At 70.4% G+C, this 22,624-nt stretch carries 19 protein-coding genes; 8 read left to right on the forward strand and 11 right to left on the reverse strand.

Annotated features, from left to right (window positions below):
• Positions 1–39 precede the first annotated feature (39 nt).
• Positions 40–3,801: a hypothetical protein gene (locus tag ACFWNN_RS01805; protein ID WP_382437911.1), complete on the forward strand. Its 3,762-nt coding sequence runs from the start codon at positions 40–42 to the stop codon at positions 3,799–3,801.
• Positions 3,802–3,850: 49 nt separating this feature from the next.
• A complete protein-coding gene (locus ACFWNN_RS01810; protein WP_382437912.1) occupies positions 3,851–4,312 on the forward strand; it encodes a hypothetical protein in 462 nt (153 codons plus the stop codon).
• On the opposite strand, the gene ACFWNN_RS01815 is transcribed toward ACFWNN_RS01810, so the two are convergent.
• The 8 genes from ACFWNN_RS01815 to ACFWNN_RS01850 all read right to left on the reverse strand — a co-directional run bounded on the left by ACFWNN_RS01815 (position 4,293) and on the right by ACFWNN_RS01850 (position 12,012).
• Complete coding sequence (locus tag ACFWNN_RS01815) at positions 4,293–5,396, reverse strand: hypothetical protein (RefSeq protein WP_382437913.1); 1,104 nt, start codon at positions 5,394–5,396, stop codon at positions 4,293–4,295. The two genes, ACFWNN_RS01810 and ACFWNN_RS01815, sit on opposite strands and share 20 nt — an antisense overlap.
• Positions 5,397–5,412: 16 nt before the next feature.
• Entirely contained in the window at positions 5,413–6,246 is an 834-nt protein-coding gene (locus ACFWNN_RS01820; RefSeq protein WP_382437914.1) for an alpha/beta fold hydrolase, read from the reverse strand.
• A 63-nt stretch (positions 6,247–6,309) separates the two neighbouring features.
• Positions 6,310–7,098 carry an SDR family oxidoreductase gene (locus ACFWNN_RS01825; RefSeq protein ID WP_382437915.1) on the reverse strand — a complete coding sequence of 263 codons (789 nt, stop codon included), beginning with the start codon at positions 7,096–7,098 and terminating at the stop codon, positions 6,310–6,312.
• Positions 7,099–7,109: 11 nt separating this feature from the next.
• Entirely contained in the window at positions 7,110–8,435 is a 1,326-nt protein-coding gene (locus tag ACFWNN_RS01830) for a M20/M25/M40 family metallo-hydrolase (protein ID WP_382437916.1), read from the reverse strand.
• 19 nt (positions 8,436–8,454) lie between these two features.
• A complete protein-coding gene (locus ACFWNN_RS01835; RefSeq protein WP_382438394.1) occupies positions 8,455–9,345 on the reverse strand; it encodes a glutaminase in 891 nt (296 codons plus the stop codon).
• Positions 9,346–9,372: 27 nt separating this feature from the next.
• Positions 9,373–9,966, reverse strand: a complete 594-nt coding sequence (locus tag ACFWNN_RS01840) for a DUF6801 domain-containing protein (RefSeq protein ID WP_382437917.1) — start codon at positions 9,964–9,966, stop codon at positions 9,373–9,375.
• A 144-nt stretch (positions 9,967–10,110) separates the two neighbouring features.
• A complete protein-coding gene (locus tag ACFWNN_RS01845; RefSeq protein ID WP_382437918.1) occupies positions 10,111–11,268 on the reverse strand; it encodes a PucR family transcriptional regulator in 1,158 nt (385 codons plus the stop codon).
• A 75-nt stretch (positions 11,269–11,343) separates the two neighbouring features.
• Positions 11,344–12,012 (reverse strand): GAP family protein, encoded by a 669-nt coding sequence (locus ACFWNN_RS01850; RefSeq protein ID WP_382437919.1) that lies wholly within the window; start codon positions 12,010–12,012, stop codon positions 11,344–11,346.
• Positions 12,013–12,112: 100 nt separating this feature from the next.
• Between ACFWNN_RS01850 and ACFWNN_RS01855 the strand changes: the two genes are divergently transcribed.
• Positions 12,113–12,517 carry a hypothetical protein gene (locus ACFWNN_RS01855; protein WP_382437920.1) on the forward strand — a complete coding sequence of 135 codons (405 nt, stop codon included), beginning with the start codon at positions 12,113–12,115 and terminating at the stop codon, positions 12,515–12,517.
• An 18-nt stretch (positions 12,518–12,535) separates the two neighbouring features.
• Positions 12,536–13,417 carry a LysR family transcriptional regulator gene (locus ACFWNN_RS01860; protein WP_382437921.1) on the forward strand — a complete coding sequence of 294 codons (882 nt, stop codon included), beginning with the start codon at positions 12,536–12,538 and terminating at the stop codon, positions 13,415–13,417.
• A gap of 6 nt (positions 13,418–13,423) precedes the next feature.
• Here the strand turns inward: ACFWNN_RS01860 and ACFWNN_RS01865 are convergent, their stop codons facing one another.
• Both ACFWNN_RS01865 and ACFWNN_RS01870 read right to left on the reverse strand, forming a co-directional pair.
• Positions 13,424–16,000, reverse strand: coding sequence for a LuxR C-terminal-related transcriptional regulator (locus ACFWNN_RS01865; protein WP_382437922.1), 2,577 nt, complete (start codon positions 15,998–16,000; stop codon positions 13,424–13,426).
• Positions 15,997–18,330, reverse strand: coding sequence for a LuxR C-terminal-related transcriptional regulator (locus tag ACFWNN_RS01870; protein WP_382437923.1), 2,334 nt, complete (start codon positions 18,328–18,330; stop codon positions 15,997–15,999). Before ACFWNN_RS01870 ends, ACFWNN_RS01865 begins: the two co-directional genes overlap by 4 nt.
• Positions 18,331–18,548: 218 nt before the next feature.
• On the opposite strand from ACFWNN_RS01870, the gene ACFWNN_RS01875 reads away from it, so the two are divergent.
• Genes ACFWNN_RS01875 through ACFWNN_RS01890 form a run of 4 tightly spaced genes read left to right on the forward strand, consistent with a single transcriptional unit; the run spans position 18,549 to position 21,878 of the window.
• The gene (locus ACFWNN_RS01875; protein WP_382437924.1) at positions 18,549–19,433 is read left to right on the forward strand and encodes an ABC transporter ATP-binding protein; all 885 of its coding nucleotides are present in this window, start codon (positions 18,549–18,551) and stop codon (positions 19,431–19,433) included.
• Positions 19,430–20,137, forward strand: coding sequence for an ABC transporter permease (locus ACFWNN_RS01880; protein WP_382437925.1), 708 nt, complete (start codon positions 19,430–19,432; stop codon positions 20,135–20,137). Before ACFWNN_RS01875 ends, ACFWNN_RS01880 begins: the two co-directional genes overlap by 4 nt.
• Complete coding sequence (locus ACFWNN_RS01885) at positions 20,134–21,276, forward strand: sensor histidine kinase (protein WP_382437926.1); 1,143 nt, start codon at positions 20,134–20,136, stop codon at positions 21,274–21,276. Before ACFWNN_RS01880 ends, ACFWNN_RS01885 begins: the two co-directional genes overlap by 4 nt.
• A complete protein-coding gene (locus tag ACFWNN_RS01890) occupies positions 21,273–21,878 on the forward strand; it encodes a response regulator (RefSeq protein WP_382437927.1) in 606 nt (201 codons plus the stop codon). The genes ACFWNN_RS01885 and ACFWNN_RS01890 overlap by 4 nt, the downstream gene beginning before the upstream one ends.
• Here the strand turns inward: ACFWNN_RS01890 and ACFWNN_RS01895 are convergent.
• On the reverse strand, positions 21,875–22,492 hold the full coding sequence (locus tag ACFWNN_RS01895) for a hypothetical protein (protein ID WP_382437928.1): 618 nt from the start codon (positions 22,490–22,492) through the stop codon (positions 21,875–21,877). The genes ACFWNN_RS01890 and ACFWNN_RS01895 overlap by 4 nt on opposite strands.
• Positions 22,493–22,624 lie beyond the last annotated feature (132 nt).

The raw sequence follows: 22,624 nt of genomic DNA on the forward strand, positions 1-22,624 counted from the left end.
GAGTCTGACGAGACTTGGACGGGTGGAAGACTCTCCGTCATGCCCCGCCCGGAGAAACCGCTCGACCCGTTCGCCGGGCCCGTCCAGCAGTTCGCGTTCGACCTGCGCAAGCTCCGTGAGAAGGCCGGCTCCCCCGGCTACCGCGAGCTGGGCAAGCTCAGCCACTACTCCGCCAGCACCCTCGCCGACGCCGCCCGCGGCCAGCGCCTCCCCAGCCTCGCCGTCGCACTGGCGTTCGTGCGGGCCTGTGGTGGCGACGAGGAGCGGTGGGAGCAACGCTGGCGCGAGATCGGCGAGACGGACGCCGAGCCTCAGAGCCCCCACTCCCCCTACGTCGGCCTCAAGGCGTTCACCGTCCAGGACGCCGACCGCTTCTTCGGCCGGGAACGGCTCCTCGGCAAGCTGCTGGGCAAGCTGGAGCACCACGACGTCGTGCTGGTCGTCGGCGCGTCCGGATCGGGCAAGTCGTCGCTGCTCAGGGCCGGTCTGCTGGCCCGCACGGACGGCGAGCTGATCACCCCGGGCACCCACGAGACGCTCCCCGGCACCGAAGAACTCCTGGTCGTCGACCAGTTCGAGGAGATCTTCGCCCTCCCCCACCAGAACGAGTTCATCGCCGCGCTGGCCCGGAGAACGCACAAGACCGTCATCGGGCTCAGGGCCGACTTCTACGGCCACTGCGCCCGCCACCCCGAGCTGGTCAAGGCCGTCGAGGACGCCCAGGTCGTGGTCGGACCGATGACGACCGACGAGCTGCGCAAGGCCATCACCCAGCCGGCCGTCGAGGTCGGCTGCGCACTGGAGACCGGGCTGGTCGCGCGGCTGATCGCCGACGCCACCGGCGAGGCGGGGGTGCTCCCCCACGTCAGCCACGCGCTGCTGGAGACCTGGCAGCGCAAGCGCGGCAACACCCTCACCCTCGCCAGCTACCACGAGAGCGGCGGCATCGCCCGCGCCGTCGCCAACACCGCCGAGAACGCCTACAACAGCCTCCCGGAGCCCCAACGGCGGCAAGCCCGCCAGGTCTTCCTGAGGCTGATCACCCCGGGCGAAGGCACCGAGGACACCAAACGGCACGTCAAGCGGTCCGAGCTCGCCGCGGACGAGGTCGTCGAACACCTCGCGAACGCGCGCATCCTCACCGTCCACGGCGACAGCGTCGAGATCAGCCACGAGGCCGTCATCCGCAGCTGGCCCCGCCTCAAGGACTGGGTCGCGGAGTCGCGGGACGACCTCCGCACGCACCGCAGGCTCACCGCCGCGGCCGCCGACTGGGAGGCCCACGACCGCGACCCCGGCTCGCTCTACCGGGGCGTCCCGCTCACCCAGGCCACCGACTGGACGCAACGGGACCCAGGTGCCCTCAACGCCGATGAACAGGCCTTCCTGACCGCCAGCAAGGCCGCCGTCGAGCGTGACCTCGCCACGGGCCGACGCCGCACCACGAACCTAAGGCGCGTAGTGGCACTGCTGGCCGCGCTGCTGCTCGTAGCCACCACAGCGTCCGTGTTCGCCGTGAGAGCGCAACGCCAAGCCACCGAGCAACGCACCATCGCGCTCGCGCAGAAGGCCATCGCCGAGGCCAACGACCTCCAGGAACGCGACCCCGGCCTGGCGAGCCAGCTGAGACTCGCCGCCTACCGCCTCACCGGCATCCCGGCGGCACGGGACAGCCTGCTGAGCACGTTCGCCGGCCCGCAGGTCACGGTGGTCAGCGGCCACGCGGAGCCCGCGTCGTTCGCCCTGTTCAGCCCGGACAAGAAGCTGCTCGCGACTGCGGGCGACGACCGGATGCTGATCGTCTGGGACTTCCAGGACCCCCACCACCCCACCGAGCTGAGCCGGGTCCGCGCCGGCGACCACGCCACGCACGGCATGGCGTTCAGCCCGGACGGCAGGACCATCGCCGCGGCCGGCTGGGACGGCGTCATCCGCCTGTTCGACGTCAGCAACCCCCGCAGGCCGTTCGAGAAGGCCAAGATCAGCGGACACGACGGCCAGGTCCAGGCCGTGCTGTTCACGCCACGAGGTCAGCTCGTCAGCAGCGGCGAGGACGGCACGATCCGCGTCTGGGAGGTCACCGGCACCGCGGTCCGCACCCTCCAGGGCCACACCGCGCTGGTGCACGCCATCTCCCTCACCACCGACGGCACACGCCTCGCGTCCGCCTCCTGGGACGGCACCGTGAAGCTCTGGGACCTCGCCACGGGCACCACGCTCGCCACCATCACCCCGCCCACCCACGGCAGCACCGTCGACACCGCCATGTACGGCGTGGCCTTCTCCCCCGACGGCCGCACGGTCGCCACTGGCGCCGCCAACGACGTGCGGCTCTGGGACGTCACCGACCCCCGCTCCCCCGCCCAGATCGCCGAGCTGACCGGCCACACGTTCAACATCCACACCGTCGAGTTCTCCCCCGACGGCCGCTACCTCGCGACCGGCGGCGGCGACAAGACCACCCGCCTCTGGGACGTCAGCGACCCCCGCGACGCCCAGCTCGCGGCCCTGCTCGGCGGCCACAGCGACTCCCTCTGGTCGGTCGCCTTCAGCGCCGACTCGCGCCACATGGTCACCGCCACCACCGACGCCGAGGTCAGGGTCCTCGACCTCGCGAACCTCACCGTCCCGCGCCACCGCCAGACGGTCTGGAAGCTCGACTACGACCCGCGCGGCCGCTTCTTCGCGACCGTCTCCTCCGACAGCGCCATCAAGCTCTGGCGTCCCGAGGAACGCCACGCCGCGGAGATCTCCACCCTCCCCGCGCTCGGGCCGGACGACGAGGGCCAGACCGTCGACATCAGCCCCACGAGCGACGTCGTGTTCGCGTCGACCTCGGCGGGCACGGCCCTGTGGGACGTCAGCGACCCGGCCAGGCCCCGCGAGCTCAGTAGGACGACCAAGCCCGACGTCCCGATCGTCGCCGCCACGTTCAGCCACGACGGCAGGACGCTCGTCACCGCCGACGAGGACGGCGCGATCACGCTCTGGAACGTCACCGACCCGGCCGCCCCGGTCAGGACGGGCGGTTTCACCATCCCCAGAACCGACACGGTGTGGCAGGTCGAGCTCTCTCAGGACGACCGCACGGTCGTCATCGCCAACGGCAGCCATGAGCTCCAGCTCTGGGACATCAGCGACCCGGCCAGGCCGAAGGCCCACCCGTCCCTGCGGACCGATGACAACCCCAGCCCCATCCGCCGCGGCGGCCAGGCGGGCCGTGAGGAGGTCCTCACGGTCGTCATCACCGTCCCCGCCGTGGCGATCGCGAACCAGGGCGCGAGCGGCGCGCTGTACGACATCGGCGATCCCGCACAGCCGCGCAAGCTCGGCACCCTCCCCAACGACGGCGGCCCGCTGCAACGCCTCGCCTTCTCCCCCGACGGCACCCTCATCGCGGCCGGCACGACCGACGACGTGGTCCGCGTGTGGGACGTGCGCGATCCCCGCAACCCCCAGGTGCGGGCAGTGCTGCACGGTCACACGGAACGGGTGTGGGGCGTGGCGTTCGCACCGGACAACCGGACGCTGCGACGGCGGGCGCGGACCGCTCCGTCCGCGTCTGGGACCTCGACGCCGAGGCCACCGCCGCCCGTGTCTGCACCACTACGACGGCGCACCTGTCCAGTCGTCATTGGGACCACTACTTCCCCGGTGTCGACCCGAGGCCACTCTGCTGAACAAGGACACCCTCCTCTTTTCCACACCGCCTTTGTAGTGCGAGAACGTTGTGCGGTGTCGGCGTCGGGGCGCCTTACAACAACGTCCGTTCAACGCGGCGGCCTGAACCCGGGAAGGTGAGCTTTCAGTCAACACTGAAGCAATAAAATTCACCGAACTGGTTGTCGATATGATCAGATTCTGGGTCATGGAGCTCGTGCCGCACGAAGTCGGGGTCGCACACAGCGCACTGCCGCACGACGAAACGTCCGCCCGTGCCCTGCTCGCGGAAGCCGCCGAACAGGGCCTGCACACAGTCGTGGTCACCGCGGAGGAAGGTGACGAACGCGCGATAGCCGTGCTGCGCGAACTGCGCGCGGAATGGCACACCGAGGACGGCCGGATCACGGCCCAGCTCGACACCGATGCCGAGGGTCAGCTCAAGCACCTCTGGGGACTCACCGCGGACGAACGGGCCGGCTGGCTCGCCGCGTTCCCCCGCAGCGAGGACCCGAACTGGTGGATGCACCGCCTGCTGGTGCTCAACCACCACCCGGAGTGGGCGCCGCTCAAGGACTGGCTGGTCGACGAGCACGTCCGGCTCTTCGGCCGCCCGCCCGGACGGCGCCGCTCTAGCGCGGCAGGCCGCTGAAGTCAGGCTGGGTGAACCGCTGGATCCACGGGACCGGGTCCTCCTTCGGGGTGTCCCGGTCCGGCTGGACGGCGGCGAACGTCAGCACCGGCACGCGCGGCACGCCGACCGCGATCACGTCGTCGTGCGTGCCGGCGATCCACATGACACCCGTGTCCGCGATGTTCGCGATCACGCTCAGCTCGGGCACCACGAACTGCACGAGCGCGAGCTTGCCGTCGGGCATCTGCGCGAGCCCGGCCACGTTCTGGTTGGGCTGCCACGGGAACAGCGTGATCGTCACCGGCGTCCACTGCGCCGAGTTCTCCACCGCGCGCACGGCGTCGCGGTACCAGCGGCCGATCTCGGTCGCGGTGGGGATGCCGAGCAGGCCCAGGACCAGCACGAGGCCGCCGACGACCAGCCCGGCCGGGGCGAGCGGGACCAGGCTCAGCAGCACCAGCACTCCCCCGGCGACCGCGGGCACGACCGCCCACAGCCACGCGCGCTCGCCCCACCGGAAGCCCTTGAAGGCCTGCGCGGTCGCCGGATCGTCGAGCGGACGGCCGAGGGGCCGCTCCACCCGTGCGCGCACCGGGTGCTCCCCGTCCTGGTGCCGGTCGACCTTGGCGTTCTCCATCTTCGCGAACCCGGCGGCGCGCACCACGGCCTTCCCGTTCGCGTCAGGCCCGCAGACGAAGACCTCCCCGCGTTCGAGCACCATGTCCGGCAGGTCCTGGAACCAGCCGCGCAGCACCACGCCGTCCGCCAGCCGCAGCCGGTCGGTGCCGTCCTCGCCCTTCTCCACGACCTGCGCCGGCACCCGCCGCCACGACTGCTCCAGCAGGCCACGCCGCTGCGCCCGCGTCTCCACCCGGTAGATCAGCGGGGCCAGCGAGAACACGACCGTGATCAGCGCCAGCACGGCGAACGCGCCGATGTTGCCCGGCGTCGAGGCCAGCAGCCAGCACGCCACGGCACCCGCGCCGGTCGCCAGGGCGATGGCGCCGAGCGACTTCGCACCCCACCGCAGGTCGCGCAGGATCAGCCCGGTCGACCAGTCGTCCTTCGCGGGCCCGTCCGTGTTCGGTTCGAGGTACTGCACCACAGCCGACCCCCAGCTAGGCCTTGGCGGCGACCTCCCGGATCAGGTTCGCGAGCTCGGCCGGCCGCTCCAGGGGAAGCATATGACCCGCGTCCGACAAGATCACCGACGTTCCGCCGAACTTGACGGCGTCCGACTCGGGCACCAGCCGGTCCTCGTCCCCCACGACGGCGACGACGGCCTTCTCCTTCGCCACGGTCAGCCCGGCCTCGCGGTCGTAGCGGTCGACGGCGGGCCGGAACAACGCGACGGTCTCCGGCCAGTGCGCCCACACCATGTCCGCGGTCAGCTCCACGTCCTCGGGCGCGGGCTGGTCGCCGAACAGCCACCAGCGCAACCCGGCGGTCTTGGTCGGCTCGATCTTCTCCCGCACCGCCCGCACCAGCGGCCCGAACGCCCGTTCCAGCTCCCGCACGAGCTTGCCGACGGCCTTGGGCCACGCGAGCGTCGTCTCGGACATGCCGCTCGCCGCCGTGGACACGAACACGTTGCCCAGCACGCGTTGCCGGAACAGCCGGGGCCGCCGCTCGGCCATCGCCAGCGCCGCCATGCCGCCCATCGAGTGCCCGGCGATCACGACGTGCCCCTGCGGCACGGCCCGTTCGATCAGCTCGCCCAGGTCCTCCCCCAGCTGCTCGATCGTCGCCGTCTCCTTGGACGCGCCGCCGGAGGAGCCGTGGCCGCGGTGGTCGTAGGCGATGACCTGGAAGTCCACGCTCAGCAGGTCCACGACCTTGTGCCAGCTGCGGTGGTCGAGCGCGTAGCCGTGCGCGAGCACGACCGTCACCGGGGCGTCGGGGTCCCCCGCGCGCACCACGTTGAGCTCGGTCCCGTCCTCCAGCCGCACCATGCGCTGTCCTTTCGCCGTGTCGTCTGTTCGTCCTAACGAGACAACCCGGTTCCAGGACACGGTCTAAACGTGGCCGAGCACCACATCGGGTGGCAGCTGCCCGCCGCCCACGCCCGGCACGCCGCGGAAGCCGTACGCGGTGGCCTTCCCGCCGGGCTGGATGATCCACGCCTCCCCCGGCTGCCCGTCCGCGAGCACGTTCTCCACCGCACCGGCGACGTCGGAAGGCGTGAGCAACGGGAACCCGGCCGCCGCGAACTCCTCCTTGGCGCCGCCCAGCAGCAGGGTGTCGACGAAGCCGGGGCACAGCGCGGACACCGTGATCCCCTCCCCCGCCAGCGCCTGCCCGGCGGCCCGCGCGTACCCGACGACCGCGTGCTTGGTCAGCGTGTACAGCGGATCGGCCGGCATGGCCGTGATCCCCGCGAGCGACGCCGTGATCACGATCTTGCCGCCGCCCTGCCGCCGCAACGCCGGCACCGCCGCGCACAACCCGTACACGACGTGGTCGACGTTCACGCCGACCAGCCTGCGGTAGCGGGCGACGTCCAAGGCGTCGTCCACCCCGGCCTGCCCGCCGCCGGTCCCCGCGTTGAGCAGCACGACGTCGAGGCGGCCGAGGTCCTGCTCGACCTGCGCCACGACGGCGGGCATCGTCGCGGGATCGGTGACGTCACCGGCGATGGCGACGCCGCCCACCGCGGACGCGACCCGCTGGGCCCCGGCGCCGTCGAGGTCGAGCACGACGACGCGGGCGCCCAGCCGGGCGAGCCGGTGCGCGACGGCGGCGCCGATGCCGCGCGCGCCTCCGGTCACCAGCGCGACCTGCCCGGTCAAGTCCACAGTGGACACGGCGATCACCTCTAGCTGTTGCGCAGGAACCTGTCGAGGACCCGGACGCCGAACTTCAGGGCGTCCACAGGCACGCGCTCGTCCACGCCGTGGAAGAGCCCGGAGAAGTCGAGGTCGGCGGGCAGCTTCAACGGCGCGAAGCCGAAGTTGCGGATGCCGAGCTGCTGGAACGACTTGGCGTCCGTGCCGCCGGAGAGCATGTACGGCAGCACGCGGGCGCCGGGGTCCTCGGCGATGATCGAGGCCGTCATCGCGTCCACCAGCGCGCCGTCGAACGTCGTCTCGACCGGCGGCAGGCCGACCCACTCGCGTTCGACGTCCGGGCCGAGCAGTTCGGCGAGCTCGCGGTCGAACGCCTCCTCGCGGCCCGGCAGGATGCGGCAGTCCACAGTGGCCTCGGCGGTCGACGGGATGACGTTCGCCTTGTAGCCCGCGGAGAGCATCGTCGGGTTGGCCGTGTCGCGCAGGGTCGCGCCGATCATCCGCGACAACGCGCCGAGTTTGCCGATCGAGCCCTCGACGTCGTCGTCGGGGAACTCCAGGCCGGTGATCTCGGTGACGCCGTCGAGGAACTCGCGCACGGACGGCCGGATGATCAACGGCCACTGGTGCTGGTCGAGCTTCGTGACGGCGGCGGCGAGCTTCGCCACGGCGTTGTCGCGGTGGATCATGCTGCCGTGCCCGGCGGTGCCCTTGACCCGCAGCTTGAGCCAGCGGATGCCCTTCTCGGCGGTCTCGACGAGGTACGCGCGCACGTCGTCCTTCAGCGTGATCGAGAACCCGCCGACCTCGCTGATCGCCTCGGTGACGCCCTCGAACAGCTCGGGCCGGTGCTCCACCAGCCACTTGGCGCCGAACAGGCCGCCCGCCTCCTCGTCGGCGAGGAACGCGAACACGATGTCGCGCGGCGGCACGACGTTCTCGCGCTTGAAGTGCCGCGCGAGGGCCAGCGTCATGCCGACCATGTCCTTCATGTCGACGGCGCCGCGGCCCCAGACGTACCCGTCCTGCACGGCGCCGGAGAACGGGTGGACCGACCACTCGGAGGCGTCGGCGGGCACGACGTCGAGGTGCCCGTGCACCAGCAGCGCGCCCCGGCTCGGGTCGGCGCCGGCCAGCCGCGCGACGACGTTGCCGCGGCCCTTCGCGCCGGACTCGACGTAGGTGGTCTCGTAGCCGACCTCGGACAGCTTCTCGGCGACCCACTCGGCGGCGGCCCGCTCCCCCACGACCGTGGCGGGATCACCCGTGTTGGTCGTGTCGATCCTGATCAGCTCGCTGACGAGCGTGACGGCCTCTTCTTCAGCCAGTGCCAGTGCGTTCCCCGTTGTGCTCACCCCGTCTTCCTACCATCCGTCAGAACACGGACCAGCCCGTGAGAGTGGTGAAACGGTCCAGCGCGTCGACCCCGGCGACGGAGTTGCCGCGTGCGTCCAATCCTGGACTCCACACGCAGATCGCGCACTTCCCCGGCACGACGGCGATGATGCCGCCGCCCACCCCACTCTTGCCGGGCAGGCCGACCCGGTAGGCGAACTGGCCTGCAGCGTCGTAGGTGCCGCACGTGAGCATGACGGCGTTGACGCGCTTGGCCCCGCTGACGCCGAGCAGCCGGGTGCCGTCGTTGCGGACGCCGTGCCGGGCGAGGAACAGGGTGGCGCGGGCCAGATCCGCGCAGCTCATGGCGATCGAGCACTGCCGGACGTACTCGCGCACGACGACGTCGACGGGGTTGCGCATGTTGCCGTAGGAGGCCATGAAGTGCGCGAGCGCGCGGTTGCGGTCGGAGTGGTCCAGTTCGGACTTGGCGACCTCGGGATCGACGTCGAGCGCGTGGTTCCCGCTCTCCTGCCGCAGGAACTCGATCAGCCGGTCGGACGCGCCGAACCCGAGGTGGTCGGTGACGACGACGGCACCGGCGTTGATGAACGGGTTGCGCGGGATGCCCTGCTCGGTCTCCAGCTGCACCAGCGAGTTGAACGGCGACCCGGACGGCTCGCGGCCGACACGGGTCCACACGTCGTCGTTCTCGGCGAGGGCCAGAGCGAGCGTGAACGCCTTGGAGATGCTCTGGATCGAGAACGGCCTGTCGTACCGCCCCGCGCCGAAGACCTCGCCGTCCAGTGTCGCGACGGCGAGGCCGAAGGCGTGCGGGTCGATCCTGGCCAGTGCCGGGATGTAGTCGGCTGCGGCGCCACCTGGCGTGACCTCGGACGCGATGCGGTCCACCAGTTGCTGGAGCTCCATGCCGCTCATCCCATCACGGGATGAGCCTTACGCCACCGGGAACTCGTGGAACTTGGTGGCCTGGCCCGCCCCCACCGTGCAGGGCGAGTTGACGGTGCCGATCCACGTCGGGTCGCCGTTGGCGTAGCGCGGCGTCAGGGCGAGGGTCGCGTTGCCCAGCGAGATCGTGGCCGTGCCCGCGTTGGGCAGGGTCAGCGCCGGGAACGTGCCGGTGGCGACGACCTGGAACGTGCCGGAGGCCGGCACCGCGGTGTTCGGGATGGTCGACGTCGCGGTGATGTTCTGCACGCTGCTGCCGTTGGTGACCGTGATGGCGGTGCTCAGCGTGCCGTCGACGGAGCGACCGCCGATCCACCACAGCGTGTTGCGGATGTCGTCCGACACGGTGGCGGTCACGCTCGTGGACGCGGGTGCGGTCGGCACGCCGACGGCCGCCGAGTCGGGCACGTCAGGTGAGGTCACCACGGTGGGCACGTCGTGCGTACCGGTGATCGAGAACTCGCACCGGTAGGTGATGGTCAGCGAGGCGGTCGCGGCGGAGCTCGTGCCGGCCGTCGCCACGCTCAGCGCTCCGGCAACCAGAGCGACGGCGGCGATGCGCGCGAAAAGTCCGGTCTTCATCTGCAGGGACCTCCATGAGTACGACATTGAACTGCAAGAAGGCGGTGTTGCTTTACTCGCCAGTAAAGTAACCAGGACGGATTCTTCGTGGCAAGCAAAAACACGCTTTTGTCACTTGGGTGCGAAATGCTTTGCCGCGATTTGTCAGTCGCGCCGCAACAAATAGTGCGCGCGCAGGGCGAGTTCGAGGGTGAACCGCTGCTCGGCGTCGTGCATCCGGTCGCCGAACAGTTCGTCCAACTGGTTCACCCGGTAGCGGACGGTCTGCGGATGCACCTGCAGCCGCGCGGCGACCTCGGGGGCGCCGCCACGTGCGGACAGCCACACGAGCAACGTCTCGGCGAGCTTGGTCCGCTGCCGGTCGGTGAGCGGGGCCAGCGGCGCGAGCGCCTTCCGAGCCAGCTGGCGGGCCAGGAACTCGTCCGCCAGCACGGTCAGTTCGACGAGGTGGTCGGCGCAGTCGAGGACCGGTCGGCCGGGCAGCACGCCGTCCTGGGCCAGCACGAGCACCCGGCGTGCGCTGGCCAGCGACCTCGGCGTGTCCTGCGGGGCGACCGGGACGCCGACCGCCGCACGCCAGCCGGGCAGTGCGCGCCGCAGCCACCTCCCGACCTCGGCCGGGTTCGGCACCAGCAGGTACGGGGTGGCGTCCTCGAAGTCGACCAGCACGTCGGGCGGCAGGTCGTCGGCGTGGGCGGCGGACGGCTCCAGCGCCACCGCCGCGAGCCGTTCGGGCATCGGCCACGCCGCCGCGTGGGCCGCGTCGAGCACCGCCTGCCAGTTGCCCGCGGGGTCGCCGACCAGCAGTTCCATCAGCTTGCGCCGCCTGCGTTCGAGCGTGCCCGCCGCGCTGGCCTGCGCGGCCGCGTAGCCCTCGACCGAGAGGCTGACGAGCTCGTCGACGTGCGCGATCATCGCCTCGCCCAGCACGGACATCTCCCGCAGCGACAGTGCCCGCTGTTCGGCGAACCCGCAGACGTGCCTCCAGGCCACCCGCGCGCCGATGCGGTAGGCGGCCTGCAGGCTGTCGAGGCTGCGCCCGGACTTGAACTCCCACGCGCCGAGCTTGCGGTGGATGTCGTCGTGCGGATCGGGCTCGGAATCCGGTGCGGCGATGTGGTCGACGAACTTCACCAGCGCCTGCCGGATTCCGTCGACGACGTTCTCGCGGAACTCGCTGTATTCGGGAATCGATTTCTCGATCGCCTCGAAAATGCCGACCGCGACCGGCGCCACTTCCATTCGGAGCAACGGCGCCAGTTCGCGCGGGACCGATCTGCTCGGATCGTCCAGGCCGGTCATCCTGGCGAGTGTAGGAGTAAAACGAAACCGGGTCGTTCAGCCAACCGGACGAAGTGGTTCACTTGACGAACCGGTTCACGCGAAGAACAGCCTGACCACGGCGTCACGGGTGACCAGGAACCCGGCGATGCCGAGAATCCAGCCGGTCGTGCTCGCACCCTTCTCCGCGAACCAGGTGCTGATCCTCGTCAGGAACGGTTCGACCTTCTCGCGCAGCGCCAGTCGCGCGCCGAGCAGGACCAGCGCGGGCACGATCATGACCAGGCAGTACCCGGCCAGCAGCAGCCCGATCTGACCGGCGTTCAGGTCCGCGGCGCTCATCATCCCGATCGCGCCGAGGTACGGCAGCATCGTGGCGAGTTCGACCACGCCCGCCAGCACCGCGACGCCGGCGAGCGGGACGGCGGACCCGTTGGCGTTGAGGCGGTTCTGCCACTTGCCGGTGTCGGCCTTCTTCTTGCCGTCGAAGCGGAAGCTGACCGCGAACAGCAGCACGCCGATCACCAGTTGGATCCACAGCGCCACCTTGCCGTCCAGGTGGTCGATCACCCGCGAGGCGCCGAGCACGATCAGCACGCCGACGCCGAAGTAGAAGACGGTGATCGTGCCCAGGTAGACGGCGAACCCGCTCGGCTTCAGCCTGCCCGGCGTCAGCATCAGCCAGATCGGGATGAACAACGTCCCGATGCTCGTCGAGTCGAGCAGCGCCAGCCCTGCCAGCGCCGCGATGAGTCCCGGTGTCATGCGCTCCCCCGTTTTCGCACGACTGTAATATAACGTCCTCGATCCGATCTTCGCAACGCGCCCGGGCAACCCCTCGGCCGCGTACGGCGTCGATCAGCTCGTGAAGCGATGGATCTGGGCGGCCGTGGCCGCGGTCCCGGTCGTGGCCGGCGCGATCTGGTGGGCCCTGCCCGGCACGACGGACGTCGCGGTGATCACCGCGATCAGCCCCGACGGCACGGTGACCTGGGTCGACGGCGAGATCAGGCCGGCCGAGGAGAACAACTCCGCCGTGCACGAACTGCCCGGTGAGCCGCACGTCTCCCGGCTCGCGGACGACGTCGTGATCCGCACGCCGTTCGGGTGCGGGCAGGCGGAAGGACTGACGCTCACCGTGTTCGGCATGGGCGACGCCCCGTGCGCGCGGGCCGACTTCCTCGCGGAGAAGGAACCGGTCTACGCGCCGCGGCTGACGTTCAACGGCGACGGCGAGATCACCGAGATTCAGGGGCGATACCACCCGTAGCCCGTATACACGTGGGTCATGGACCTGAGTGCGGTGCCGCTGGTGGCGTTGCGGGTGTTCCAGGAGGTGGCCGAGCGGGGCTCGCTGAGCGCCGCGGCCGTCGCGCTGGGCTACACGCAATCGGCGGTGTCCCGGCAGATCGCCGCTCTCGAACGGGTGGTGCGCGCGCCGTTGTTCGACCGTCAGCTCGATGGCGTGCGACTGACCGATACCGGGCACGTGCTGCTGCGGCACGCGGGCCTCGTGCTCGCGCAGCTCGACGCGGCGAGCCGGGAGCTGTCCGGGCTGCCGGCGACCGCGGGCACCGTGCGGCTGGGGTGGTTCACGAGCGCGGGCGGCACGCTGGTGCCCGCGGCGCTGGCGTCGTTGCGGCGCAGTCATCCCGCGTTGACCGTGACGACCCGCGACGGCACCACGGCGTCGTTGGTGCGGGCGTTGCGGGCGCGCACGGTGGACATCGCGGTGCTGGCGTCCGAGCCGCCGTTCCCGCCGCTGGACGACGAAACGCCGGCGTTGCGGACGAAGGTGCTCGACGAACGCGAGCTGCTGCTGGCCGTGCCGTCGACGCATCCCCTGGCGCACAAGGACTTCATCGACGTGGCCGACCTGCGCGGCTGGGCGTGGATCGCCGGGCCGCCGGGGTTCGGCGTGTGGCCCGGCCTGGACGAACGGGCCGTGGTCGCCCATGTGGCCCGTGACTGGCTGGCGAAGCTTCAGCTCGTGGCGACCGGTGCGGGCATCACGACGTTGCCCGAGCCGTTGGCGACGTTGGTGCCCAACGGCGTGCAGGTGATCCGTGTGCGCTCACGGGAACGTCAGCGCATCGTCGTCGCGTGGCTCAACCTCTCCGAACCTGCGTCCGTGGTGGTGGACGCGCTCGTCAGCGGTACGCACCCCTAGGCATCGTCAGTGGTACTCCCCCGTGAGCATCGCCGTCGCGAGCTCCACCCTCGACCGGTACCCCGTGCGCTGGAACAGCCGGGTCAGCCGCGCCTCCACGCTCTTCTCGGTCGTACTCAGCACGCCCGCGAGCTCGCGGTTCGTGAGCCCCTCCGCCACCAGCGAGGCGAGCAGGCGCTCCTGTTCGGCCGTGGTCGCCGCACGGCCGGGAACCGCCACACCGTTCTCGCGCATCATGTGCCGCAGCAACGCCCTGGGCAGCAACGCGTCCATGGAGCCGAACAGCTCGTAGGCCTCGCGCAGCAGCTGCGGGTCGGCTAGCCGGAACGCCACCAGGGTCGTCCAGGTCCGAGCCATCTCGTGCGGCTGAGACCGTTCGGCGACGAGCCGGCGGACTTCCTCCACCGCGGCCTCGTCCCGCCAGGTCAGGGCGCGTCCGAGCAGGTGGTTGCGGTGGGCGCGGCCGGTGTCCATGCGCTCGGCGACGTCGGCGAGGTGCTCGACGCGGGCCGCCGCGTCCTCGTGGTCGCCGTCCTCCAGCGACATGATCGCGAGCCGCAGCTGCAGCTCGTCGGTGCCGAGGACGATGGCGTGCTGCGCCGCGTGGGCGAGCCCGCGTCGCAGCACCTGGCGGCTCTTGTCGCGGGCGCCGAGGACGAGTTCGAGATCGGCCTCGGGGGCGTCCAGGACGTGCGGCAGGACGTTCTGGCCCGCGCGCACGTCGGCGATCACCTCGCGCGCACGGGTGAGCTTCGCGCGGGCGAGCAGCATCGAGGTGAGGTCGCGGGCCAGTGCCGTGTGCGCGATGACGGCGCCGAGCGTCGAACCGGTGACGAGCGCCTTGCGGGCGTGGGCGAGAGCGTCGTCCCAGCGGCCCTCCGCGACCTCCAGCAGTGCCTGGTCGGACGCGAGCGGCCGCTCGCCCTCGAGGACCCGGCGCGCCCTGGCCGCCTCGCCCGCCAGCAGCAGGGCGCGTGCCACGGCCGACTTCACGGCGGGGCGGTCCCGTTCGGTGGCGTGCAGCGGGCACAGCGCGGGGTCGTTGACGATCCGTTCGAACTCGGCCATCCGCCCGGTCATCAGCGCCGCGCTCATGCCGAACAGTTCGCCGAACGTCACCGTGGCCGCGTTGCCCAGCCGCCACATCGTGCGCGTGCTCGCGAGCAACGTCGCCGCTTCGTCCCATCGGTCCGTGTAGCACAACGCCACCGCACGGTCGATGAACCGCGACGACGCACCGCCGGGCAACGTGCGCCATGTCGTGTCCGCGACCTTGCGCAGCCCAGCCCGGTCCCCCGCCGCCGCCATGCCCACGAGCCGGATGAGGTGCAGTTCCTGCAACTGGTCCGGGGTGAACTCGTCGGACCGTTCGAGCGCGACCTCGACACTGGCCCGTGCGGCGGCCATGTCGTTGTGCACGCTGCACGCCACGGCGTGGGTGAACAACGCGTCGGCCCGTTGCACGGCGCTCGTGGCCCGGTCGGCGGCCGCGTGCAGCCAGCGCCGGGCGGACGGGTCGCGCAGCACGCCCGCGCGTCCGGCGGCCAGCAGCTGGCTCGCGGCCTTCTCCCGGTCGGCGAACCCGCCCGCGTCGATCAGGCGGTCCGGCAGGTAGGCGGGATCCTGGACGAACGCCCTGCCCTCCCAGATCGCGCTGACCGCACGCCATCCGAGGTCGTGGCGCTCGTACGGGCCGATGCTCGCCATCAGCGCGTGGGCGAGCACGGGCGCACGGAACCGCCAGCCGCCATCACGCCGTACGAGCACGCCTTCGGCTTCGAGGTCGGGCAACGCGCTGGTGTCGTCGAGGAGCTCTTCGGCGACCGGGCCGAGCGGGTGCAGGACGGCCATTGCCTTGGCGGTCCGCCACGGGAGGTCGCCGAGGGCCTTCACCCGGTCCACGGCCGCGTGCCGGTGGCCGGTGCCGCGCGGCTCGCCGACCAGGTAGGCGGTGCGGTCGATGATCCGCAGCGCTTCGCCGCGCAGGTACGTGTCGACGGCGAGGTCGACCAGGCCGGGCACGCCGCGGCTGTCCTCGTGCAGCCTGCGCACCAGGTCGGCGTCCGCGGCGACGTTGAGCAGTCCGGTGACCATGTGGCTGACCTCGGACCGGTTGAGCGGCGCGAGCGGGACGACCTCGGTCAGTCCGTTCGCGCGCAGCACATCGGTGAGATCGGTGTGTTCGAGACGCACGGGCGTGCGGTAGCTACCGACGACACTGGTGCCCAGCTCGGGCAGTGCCTCGAGTAGCGCGCGAAGCACGTCGTGGTCGAGTCGGTGCAGGTCGTCCAGGAACAGCACCGGCGGCCGCGACCACCGTGCGAGCTCCTCGGTGACGCGGGTGACCACGGCCTGCGGTCGGTCCCGGTCGGCGCGCAGCAGAGGAACGTCCGCCGTGCGCACGCGCTGCTGTTCCAGCGCGTCCCTGACCTCGTTCAGCAGGGCGGTGCGGCCGATGCCCGCGGTCCCGGTGACCAGCACCAGCCGTGTGCTCCCCGACAGCAACGGCCACACCACACTCGTGTGCGCGGCCTCGCGCGCGATGAGGGCCGAGGTACCGATGGGGTTGAGCGTGCCCGTCATCCGGTGGCTCCCCGGTCGTCGAGCCTGCCCGCCAGACTCGCGGCGGCCAGTTCCACGCGGGACCGGACGCCGGTGCGCAGGAACAGTCGGGTGAGGTGGTGCTCGACCGCCTTCTCGCTGACTTCCAGCTCCGCAGCGATCTGACGGTTCGTCTGGCCCGCGCGCACGAGCTCGACGATGCGCAGCTCGGTGGTGGTGAGGCCGCTCTGGGTGGCTTTCGGCGCGGCCACGCCGAAGCTGCGCATCAACGCCGACACCTTGGCGGGCAACAGGAACGCCGCCCCGCCCTCCCTGGCGATGGCGTGCAGCTCGCGCACGACCTGACGGGGGTCGTCGCAGAACTGGGCGAGAACGTGGCACGCCCACAGCAGGTCGGGCTTGTGGTCGCGCTGCCGCACGACGTCGGCGCCCTTCGCGGCCTCGGCCGGGTCCCAGTTGAGCAGGCCCCGGCCCAGCAGGAGGAGCTGGAGCGTGGCGCGGCAGTCGTCCTGCCGGTGCAGCTCGGTCAGGTCGGCCAGGGCGGCGAGGGCGATGTGCTCGTCGCCGTTGCGCAGCGCCAGTTGCAGCGTGAGGAGCATCAACCGTCCGATGCCGGGCCGCACGCCCGCGTGCTTGGCCAGGCCGATCGTGCGCCAGGCCAGGTTGACCGCGCCCTCGGAGTCACCCGCGCGGTGCTGGAGCCTGGCCTCGACCATGGCCTTGACCGGCGCGTACCGGATGTCGCGGCTGACCTTGGCGAGCCAGCCGTGCGCCTGCCTGTTCTCCCCTCGCGCCGTGTGCATCGCTGCGGCGAGGACGCGCGCCAGGTGGTGGGAGGGCATGGGGCGCGTGAGCTCGAGTTGGCGCACGGTCCGCAGTGCGGTCGTGAAGTCGGCTTTGGCGTAGTCGCGGACCACGCGCTGATAGAGCTTCAACGGGCCGTGGTCGGGTGTGCGGTACCTCGCGCCGAGGACGAGTTCCAGGACCGTGGCGACGTCACCGGCCGTGCCGGCCTCCGTCAGCTCATCGAAGCGGTCCTTGACCTGCTCGTCGCGGACGAACTTCAGCGCCGTGCGGAGAGCCTGAGCGTCGAACCTGAGTGCGTGGTAGATCGCGTTCAGTTCGGCGTGGGTGATGACGGCGTCCTGGTGGTGCGCGTTCATCGGCAGAGGCGTCCAGTCCGGGCGTTCGCCGAGCCACCACCGTGCGAGGTCGGAGGCGGGACCATCGGCCGTGTCGACCGTTTCGCCGTTGAGCAGCAACAGCATCGTCGCGGCGTCGGTGGTCGCGTCGTCGTCCGGGCCGTCGTCCAGCACCGCGCGCATCAGGTCGTGCTGGCCCGTCGCGACGAGCGCGGTCATCGCGCTGTGAAAGAGCCTGCCGCACGGCTGCGGATCGGTCATGCGGACCGCGGCCGCGAGCCAGCGCCCGGCCCGTTGCGGATCGGTGGACTGGATCTCGACGGCGCGGTTGCCGAGCCACCCGGCCCACTTCCGCGCGTCGGGCAGGTCCGGACCCGCGAGCGCGATCAGGTCCGGGTCGGCGGTGCCGGCGGCGAGCGCGACGTGCACGCGGCGGACCGTGTCCTCGCCGCTCTGGTCCACGACGGCGTTCGCGAGCGCCGGGCACAACATCTTGAGGTCGTGGGTGAGCACGCCGCGTTCGACCAGGTCGTCGAGCGCGCGGCCGCAGCTCGCCTGGTCCTCGTCCAGCAGCGCGAGGTCCGTGACCTCGATGCCCTCGCGGACCACGCACAGCAGCGCGACGCGCTGGGCGAGACCGTGGACGTGCGCGAGCAGCGGGTGGTCGCCGGGCAGGCTGATCCGGTCGTGGGTGAGGAAGACGCGGTCGCCGACCCAGGTCAGGTCCGCGTTCCTGAGCGTGGCGAGGACCGTGCCGGGGTTGCCGTAGAGGGGGCCGAGCGCGGTTCTGAGGCCTTCGACGACGCTGACGTCGAGCGGGTCGCGCGTGGTGATCAGCTCGGTGACGACGTCGTCGGGCAGCGGCGACAGGTCGACGACCACGTCCGCGATCTCGGCCAGCTCGGCGTTGTCGCGGGTGACGGCGACGACGAGACAGCCGGGCATGCGCAACGCGGTGGCCGCGAGCACCGGTTCGGCGAGCTGGTCCGCGTCGTCGAGCAGCACGACCGCCCGTGATCGGGGCCGGTGCGCGGTCACGACCGCGACGCCCTCGGCCCGCCACATCGCCGCCGCCTGCCGCAGCAGTGCGGTGCGTCCGCTCCCCGGCTCACCGCGCACGACCGCGAGCCGTCCGCGCGAGGTGGTGGCCTCGAACGCGGCCCGCAGCGCGGTGAGCTCCCCGTGGCGTCCGCGCAGAACTTCCTGCACGTGACGACTCCCCTCGGATTTGGCGGGAGCCGGCCAGCCCCTGTCACTCGCCGGATCCCGATGATGACCACCGGTCACCGGAATCGAGACTAGGGGAGATCGGGACCGTCGAGAGAGGACTCGGGGAAACCCCTCAGATGACGACCATGACATCTGTCATGGGGTTTTGATGTGTGACGGCACTGCCGATTCCCGGTGTTTCCCGAGATCGTGGGCATATGACAGCGATCGAGGTGCGGGGGCTGACCCGCCGGTACAGCGGAGGATTCGAAGCTGTCCGGGGCGTCTCATTTGATGTGGAGCGGGGCGAGATGTTCGCGTTGCTCGGCACGAACGGTGCGGGAAAGACCTCGACGGTGGAGGTGGTGGAAGGGCTCTCGCGTCCGGCGGAGGGGACCGTGCGCGTGCTGGGCCACGACCCGTTCGCGGAGCGCGCGGCCGTGCGCCCGCGGATGGGGGTCATGTTGCAGGAGGGCGGTTTTCCGCCTGACCTGACCGCTTTCGAGGCGGCGCGGATGTGGGCGGGGACGCTGACGTCGCCGCGGCCGGTCGACGAGGCGCTGGAGATGGTGGACCTCTCGCACCGGGCGTCGGTGCGGGTGAAGCAGCTGTCCGGGGGCGAGCGGCGGCGGCTGGATCTCGCGCTGGCGTTGCTCGGGAAGCCCGAGGTGCTGTTCCTGGATGAACCGACGACCGGACTCGATCCGGAAAGCCGCAGGAACACTTGGGAACTGATTCGTGCCCTTTTGCGCGAAGGCGTGACAGTTCTGTTGACAACGCATTATCTGGAGGAGGCGCAGGCGCTGGCCGACCGGCTGGCGATCATGCACCGCGGCCGGATCGTGGCGCAGGGAACGGTCTCGGAAGTGGTGGACGCGTATCCGTCGCGCATTTCTTTCGTGGCTCCTGCGGGAGTGACGCTGCCGTTCGTGGTCGACGCCGAGTCGTCGGGCCGCGTGACGCTGAGGACCAACGCGCTGCAGTCGTCGTTGCACGAACTGCTGGCGTGGGCACATGTGAATGACGTGGAACTGGCCGGTCTGGACGCCCGCTCGGCGTCGCTGGAAGAGGCGTTCCTGGCGATCGCGGAGGAGGCGGCATGAGGGCCGTGGCTGTGGGACAGGCCGAGCTGACGTTGTTCTGGCGCAACCGGACGGCGCTGTTCAACTCGTTGCTGATGCCGTTGCTGCTGGTGCCGGTGCTGATCTCGGTGGACGCCTCGGGCGTGCCACTGGTGGTCGGCCTCGTCGGGTTCGCGCTGTTGATGGCGGTCTACTACAACCTCGTCACCACCTTCGTGGCCCGGCGCGAGGAGCTCGTGCTGAAGCGCCTGCGGGTCGGCGAGCTGACCGACCCGGAGATCCTGGTCGGCGCCGCGCTGCCGTCCGTCGTGATCTCCCTGGGCCAGATGGTGCTGTACTGCGTCGTGGTGGCCGTGATCACCGGGGTGGACATGCCGTCCCGCCCGTGGTTCCTGCTGCTGGGCGTGCTCGGCGGCGTCGCGATCTTCGTGCTGCTGGCCGCGGCGTCCTCGGCGTTCACCAGGACCGTCGAGATGGCGCAGGTGACCTCGCTGCCGATCCTGATGGCGTGCCTCTTCGGCTCCGGGATGATGTTCCCGCTCTCCGCCCTGCCCGACGTGCTGGCCAAGGTCCTCCAGTACCTGCCGCTGACCCCGGTGCTCGAACTGCTGCGCGCCGGCTGGGCCGACGGCCCGGTGCTCAAGCCCCTGACCGTGATGGCGGTGTGGATCGTGCTCGGCACCTACGCTGTGCGGAAGTGGTTCAGGTGGGACCCGCGGAGGTGAACTTGCTCGGCTGGTGGCGGTCGCGTGGCAACGCGGCGCGGTTCGACCTGTTCGTCCGCTACACGTTCTACCTCTCGTACGTCTTCCTGCCACCACTGCTGATCATCGGCTTCGCCAACGAGGTCAGCACCGTCGCCCTGATCATCCTGGTCACGACGGTGCTGGCCTACACGGTCGTGAGCGTCCGCCTGGTCCACGTGGGCCTCGAGTACAACCTGGGCCGCACCGACTTCCCGCGCCGCCTGCTCATGTTCCACGGCATGGTCACCGCCGCGATCCTGGTAGCAGGCCAGCTCGCCTACCCGGATCCCCTCCCGGGCAAGCCGGACAGCCCGGGCGACGGCGTCTCGGTGATCTTCCTGGTCCTGGCGATCACCACCTACTCGGCCGTCCTGCGCCCCAGAACCCTCGTCCTCCTGGCGTTGCTGGGCGGCGCCTGGATGTTCCTCACCGCTCCCCCGGGCCACGCCTTCTTCATGACCCTGATGCTCCAGTTCCTCGTGGCGGCCTTCCGCTCCACCCTCTGGATGCTCAAGATCGTCTGGGAGCTCGACCGCTCCCGAGAAGTAAGGGCCAACCTCGCCGTAGCCGAAGAACGCCTCCGCTTCGCCCGAGACCTCCACGACGTAGTAGGCCGCAACCTCTCCGCCGTAGCCCTGAAAGCAGACCTGGCGGCCCAACTGGCCCGCCGAGACCGCACATCCGCGGCCATCGACGAAATGCTGGAAGTCCGCCAAATCGCCCAGGACTCTCTAGACGAGTTAAGGGCCGTCGTTAGCGGCTACCGAACCGCAGACCTGACAGCAGAACTGGCAGGCGCCCGCTCCCTCCTGGCCTCCGCCGGCATCGACTGCCGAGTGATCGGCGACGTCACCTTCGCAGGCGAACCAGCAGGAGCCCTGGGCTGGGCAGTACGCGAGGGCGTAACCAACGTCCTGCGCCACAGCGAAGCCAGAACCTGCACCATCACCCTCAAGGGCAAAGTCCTGACCATGTCGAACGACGGCGTCTCTCAAAACGGCTTCCGCTTCGGCAGCGGCCTAACCGGCCTCCACGAACGAGTAGCGGCTCTAGGCGGCTCGGTCACCGCCACCCCAGAACCCCCGAACCGCTTCGTCCTGACCGTGGAGCTCCCATGATCCGCATCCTCCTGGCCGACGACGAACACCTCATCCGCGGAGCCATGGCCGCACTACTGTCCCTGGAGGACGACCTAGAGGTAGTAGCCCAAGCAGCAACAGGCAAAGAAGCCCTGGCCACAGCCAGAATCGTCCGCCCAGACGTGGCAGTGATCGACCTTCAAATGCCAGACCTGGACGGAGTCTCAGTAGCCCAAACCCTGGCTACCGAACTCCCCACCTGCGGCACCATGATCGTCACCAGCCACGGCCGCCCAGGCCACCTCAAAAGGGCTCTAGCCGCAGGCGTAAGGGGTTTCCTCCCCAAAACCGTCTCCTCAGACGTCCTCGCCACAGTGGTCCGCACCGTCCACACAGGCGGCCGCTACGTGGACCCAGCACTAGCCGCAGAGGCAATCAGCGCAGGCGACAGCCCTCTAACCCCAAGAGAAGCAGATGTCCTAGAACTCGCTCTAGAGGGCGCCCCCATCGACGAGATAGCCCGCCGAGCCTCCCTCTCCCCAGGCACAGTCCGCAACTACCTGAGCTCAGCGGTAGGCAAAACGGGCGCCTCAAACCGCCACGAGGCAGCCCGCTTCGCCAGAGCCAAGGGCTGGATCTAACTCTCCCACCACCGCAACACCCGAAGCGCATAAAACGTGAGCCACTTGGACGGCTCCCCAGCCTCAACATCAATCTCAAACCACACGTCCCCAGGATGCCGCCCACCCTGCAGCCACGTCCCATCAGCCTGCCGAGCAGACCGCACAACCTCCACGGCCTCCTCCATCCGAGGATCCTTCCGCCCAACGCCCCGGAAGTAGTCCAACGCGTTCAACACGCTGTACCCCCACCGAAACGGCGACCGAAACTCAACAGCGAACTCCCCCACAACCTCCGAAGTGGACAACCGCCGCATCAACCGCCGCTCAAGCAGGTACTCCTCCCCACCCAACCGAGCGCCCCGAACGTCCACCCCACCACCCGCAACCTCGTACGCCCACAACCCTTTCAACGAGTTGAGCGTCGAGTGAAACGAAGACCTCACCGACCCCTCAACCCACTCGCAGTTCCACCCACCATCCCCAAGCCGATGGTCAACAAACCACCGAGCAATCCCCTCAACAGGTGCCCCAAGCCACACCCCGTTGGCCAACGTCCAAGAGTTGATGCAGCAGTCAACCTCCCCCTCCCAGTAGGGCAACCCCTCGTACTCCCACCGAGCGTTGGCAGCCAACAACCCAACAGTCCCCTCAAGCCGCCCCGCCTCAACCCCCCACTCCCGCAAAGACGTCAACGACCAGGTAGTAGCCGTCCAAGGCTGACCAGCCCCAGTCCCGTCAAACCCAGCGGGAAAGAAGGCCCCACC

It is taken from the genome of Lentzea sp. NPDC058450 (assembly GCF_042721395.1).
GTDB lineage: Bacteria > Actinomycetota > Actinomycetes > Mycobacteriales > Pseudonocardiaceae > Lentzea.

Coding starts and splice junctions, on each gene's coding strand:
- ACFWNN_RS01805 (WP_382437911.1), top strand. CDS start 40: ATGCCCCGCCCGGAGAAACCGCTCGACCCGTTCGCCGGGCCCGTCCAG.
- ACFWNN_RS01810 (WP_382437912.1), top strand. CDS start 3,851: ATGATCAGATTCTGGGTCATGGAGCTCGTGCCGCACGAAGTCGGGGTC.
- ACFWNN_RS01820 (WP_382437914.1), bottom strand. CDS start 6,246: ATGGTGCGGCTGGAGGACGGGACCGAGCTCAACGTGGTGCGCGCGGGG.
- ACFWNN_RS01835 (WP_382438394.1), bottom strand. CDS start 9,345: ATGGAGCTCCAGCAACTGGTGGACCGCATCGCGTCCGAGGTCACGCCA.
- ACFWNN_RS01840 (WP_382437917.1), bottom strand. CDS start 9,966: ATGAAGACCGGACTTTTCGCGCGCATCGCCGCCGTCGCTCTGGTTGCC.
- ACFWNN_RS01845 (WP_382437918.1), bottom strand. CDS start 11,268: ATGACCGGCCTGGACGATCCGAGCAGATCGGTCCCGCGCGAACTGGCG.
- ACFWNN_RS01850 (WP_382437919.1), bottom strand. CDS start 12,012: ATGACACCGGGACTCATCGCGGCGCTGGCAGGGCTGGCGCTGCTCGAC.
- ACFWNN_RS01860 (WP_382437921.1), top strand. CDS start 12,536: ATGGACCTGAGTGCGGTGCCGCTGGTGGCGTTGCGGGTGTTCCAGGAG.
- ACFWNN_RS01865 (WP_382437922.1), bottom strand. CDS start 16,000: ATGACGGGCACGCTCAACCCCATCGGTACCTCGGCCCTCATCGCGCGC.
- ACFWNN_RS01875 (WP_382437924.1), top strand. CDS start 18,549: ATGACAGCGATCGAGGTGCGGGGGCTGACCCGCCGGTACAGCGGAGGA.
- ACFWNN_RS01880 (WP_382437925.1), top strand. CDS start 19,430: ATGAGGGCCGTGGCTGTGGGACAGGCCGAGCTGACGTTGTTCTGGCGC.
- ACFWNN_RS01890 (WP_382437927.1), top strand. CDS start 21,273: ATGATCCGCATCCTCCTGGCCGACGACGAACACCTCATCCGCGGAGCC.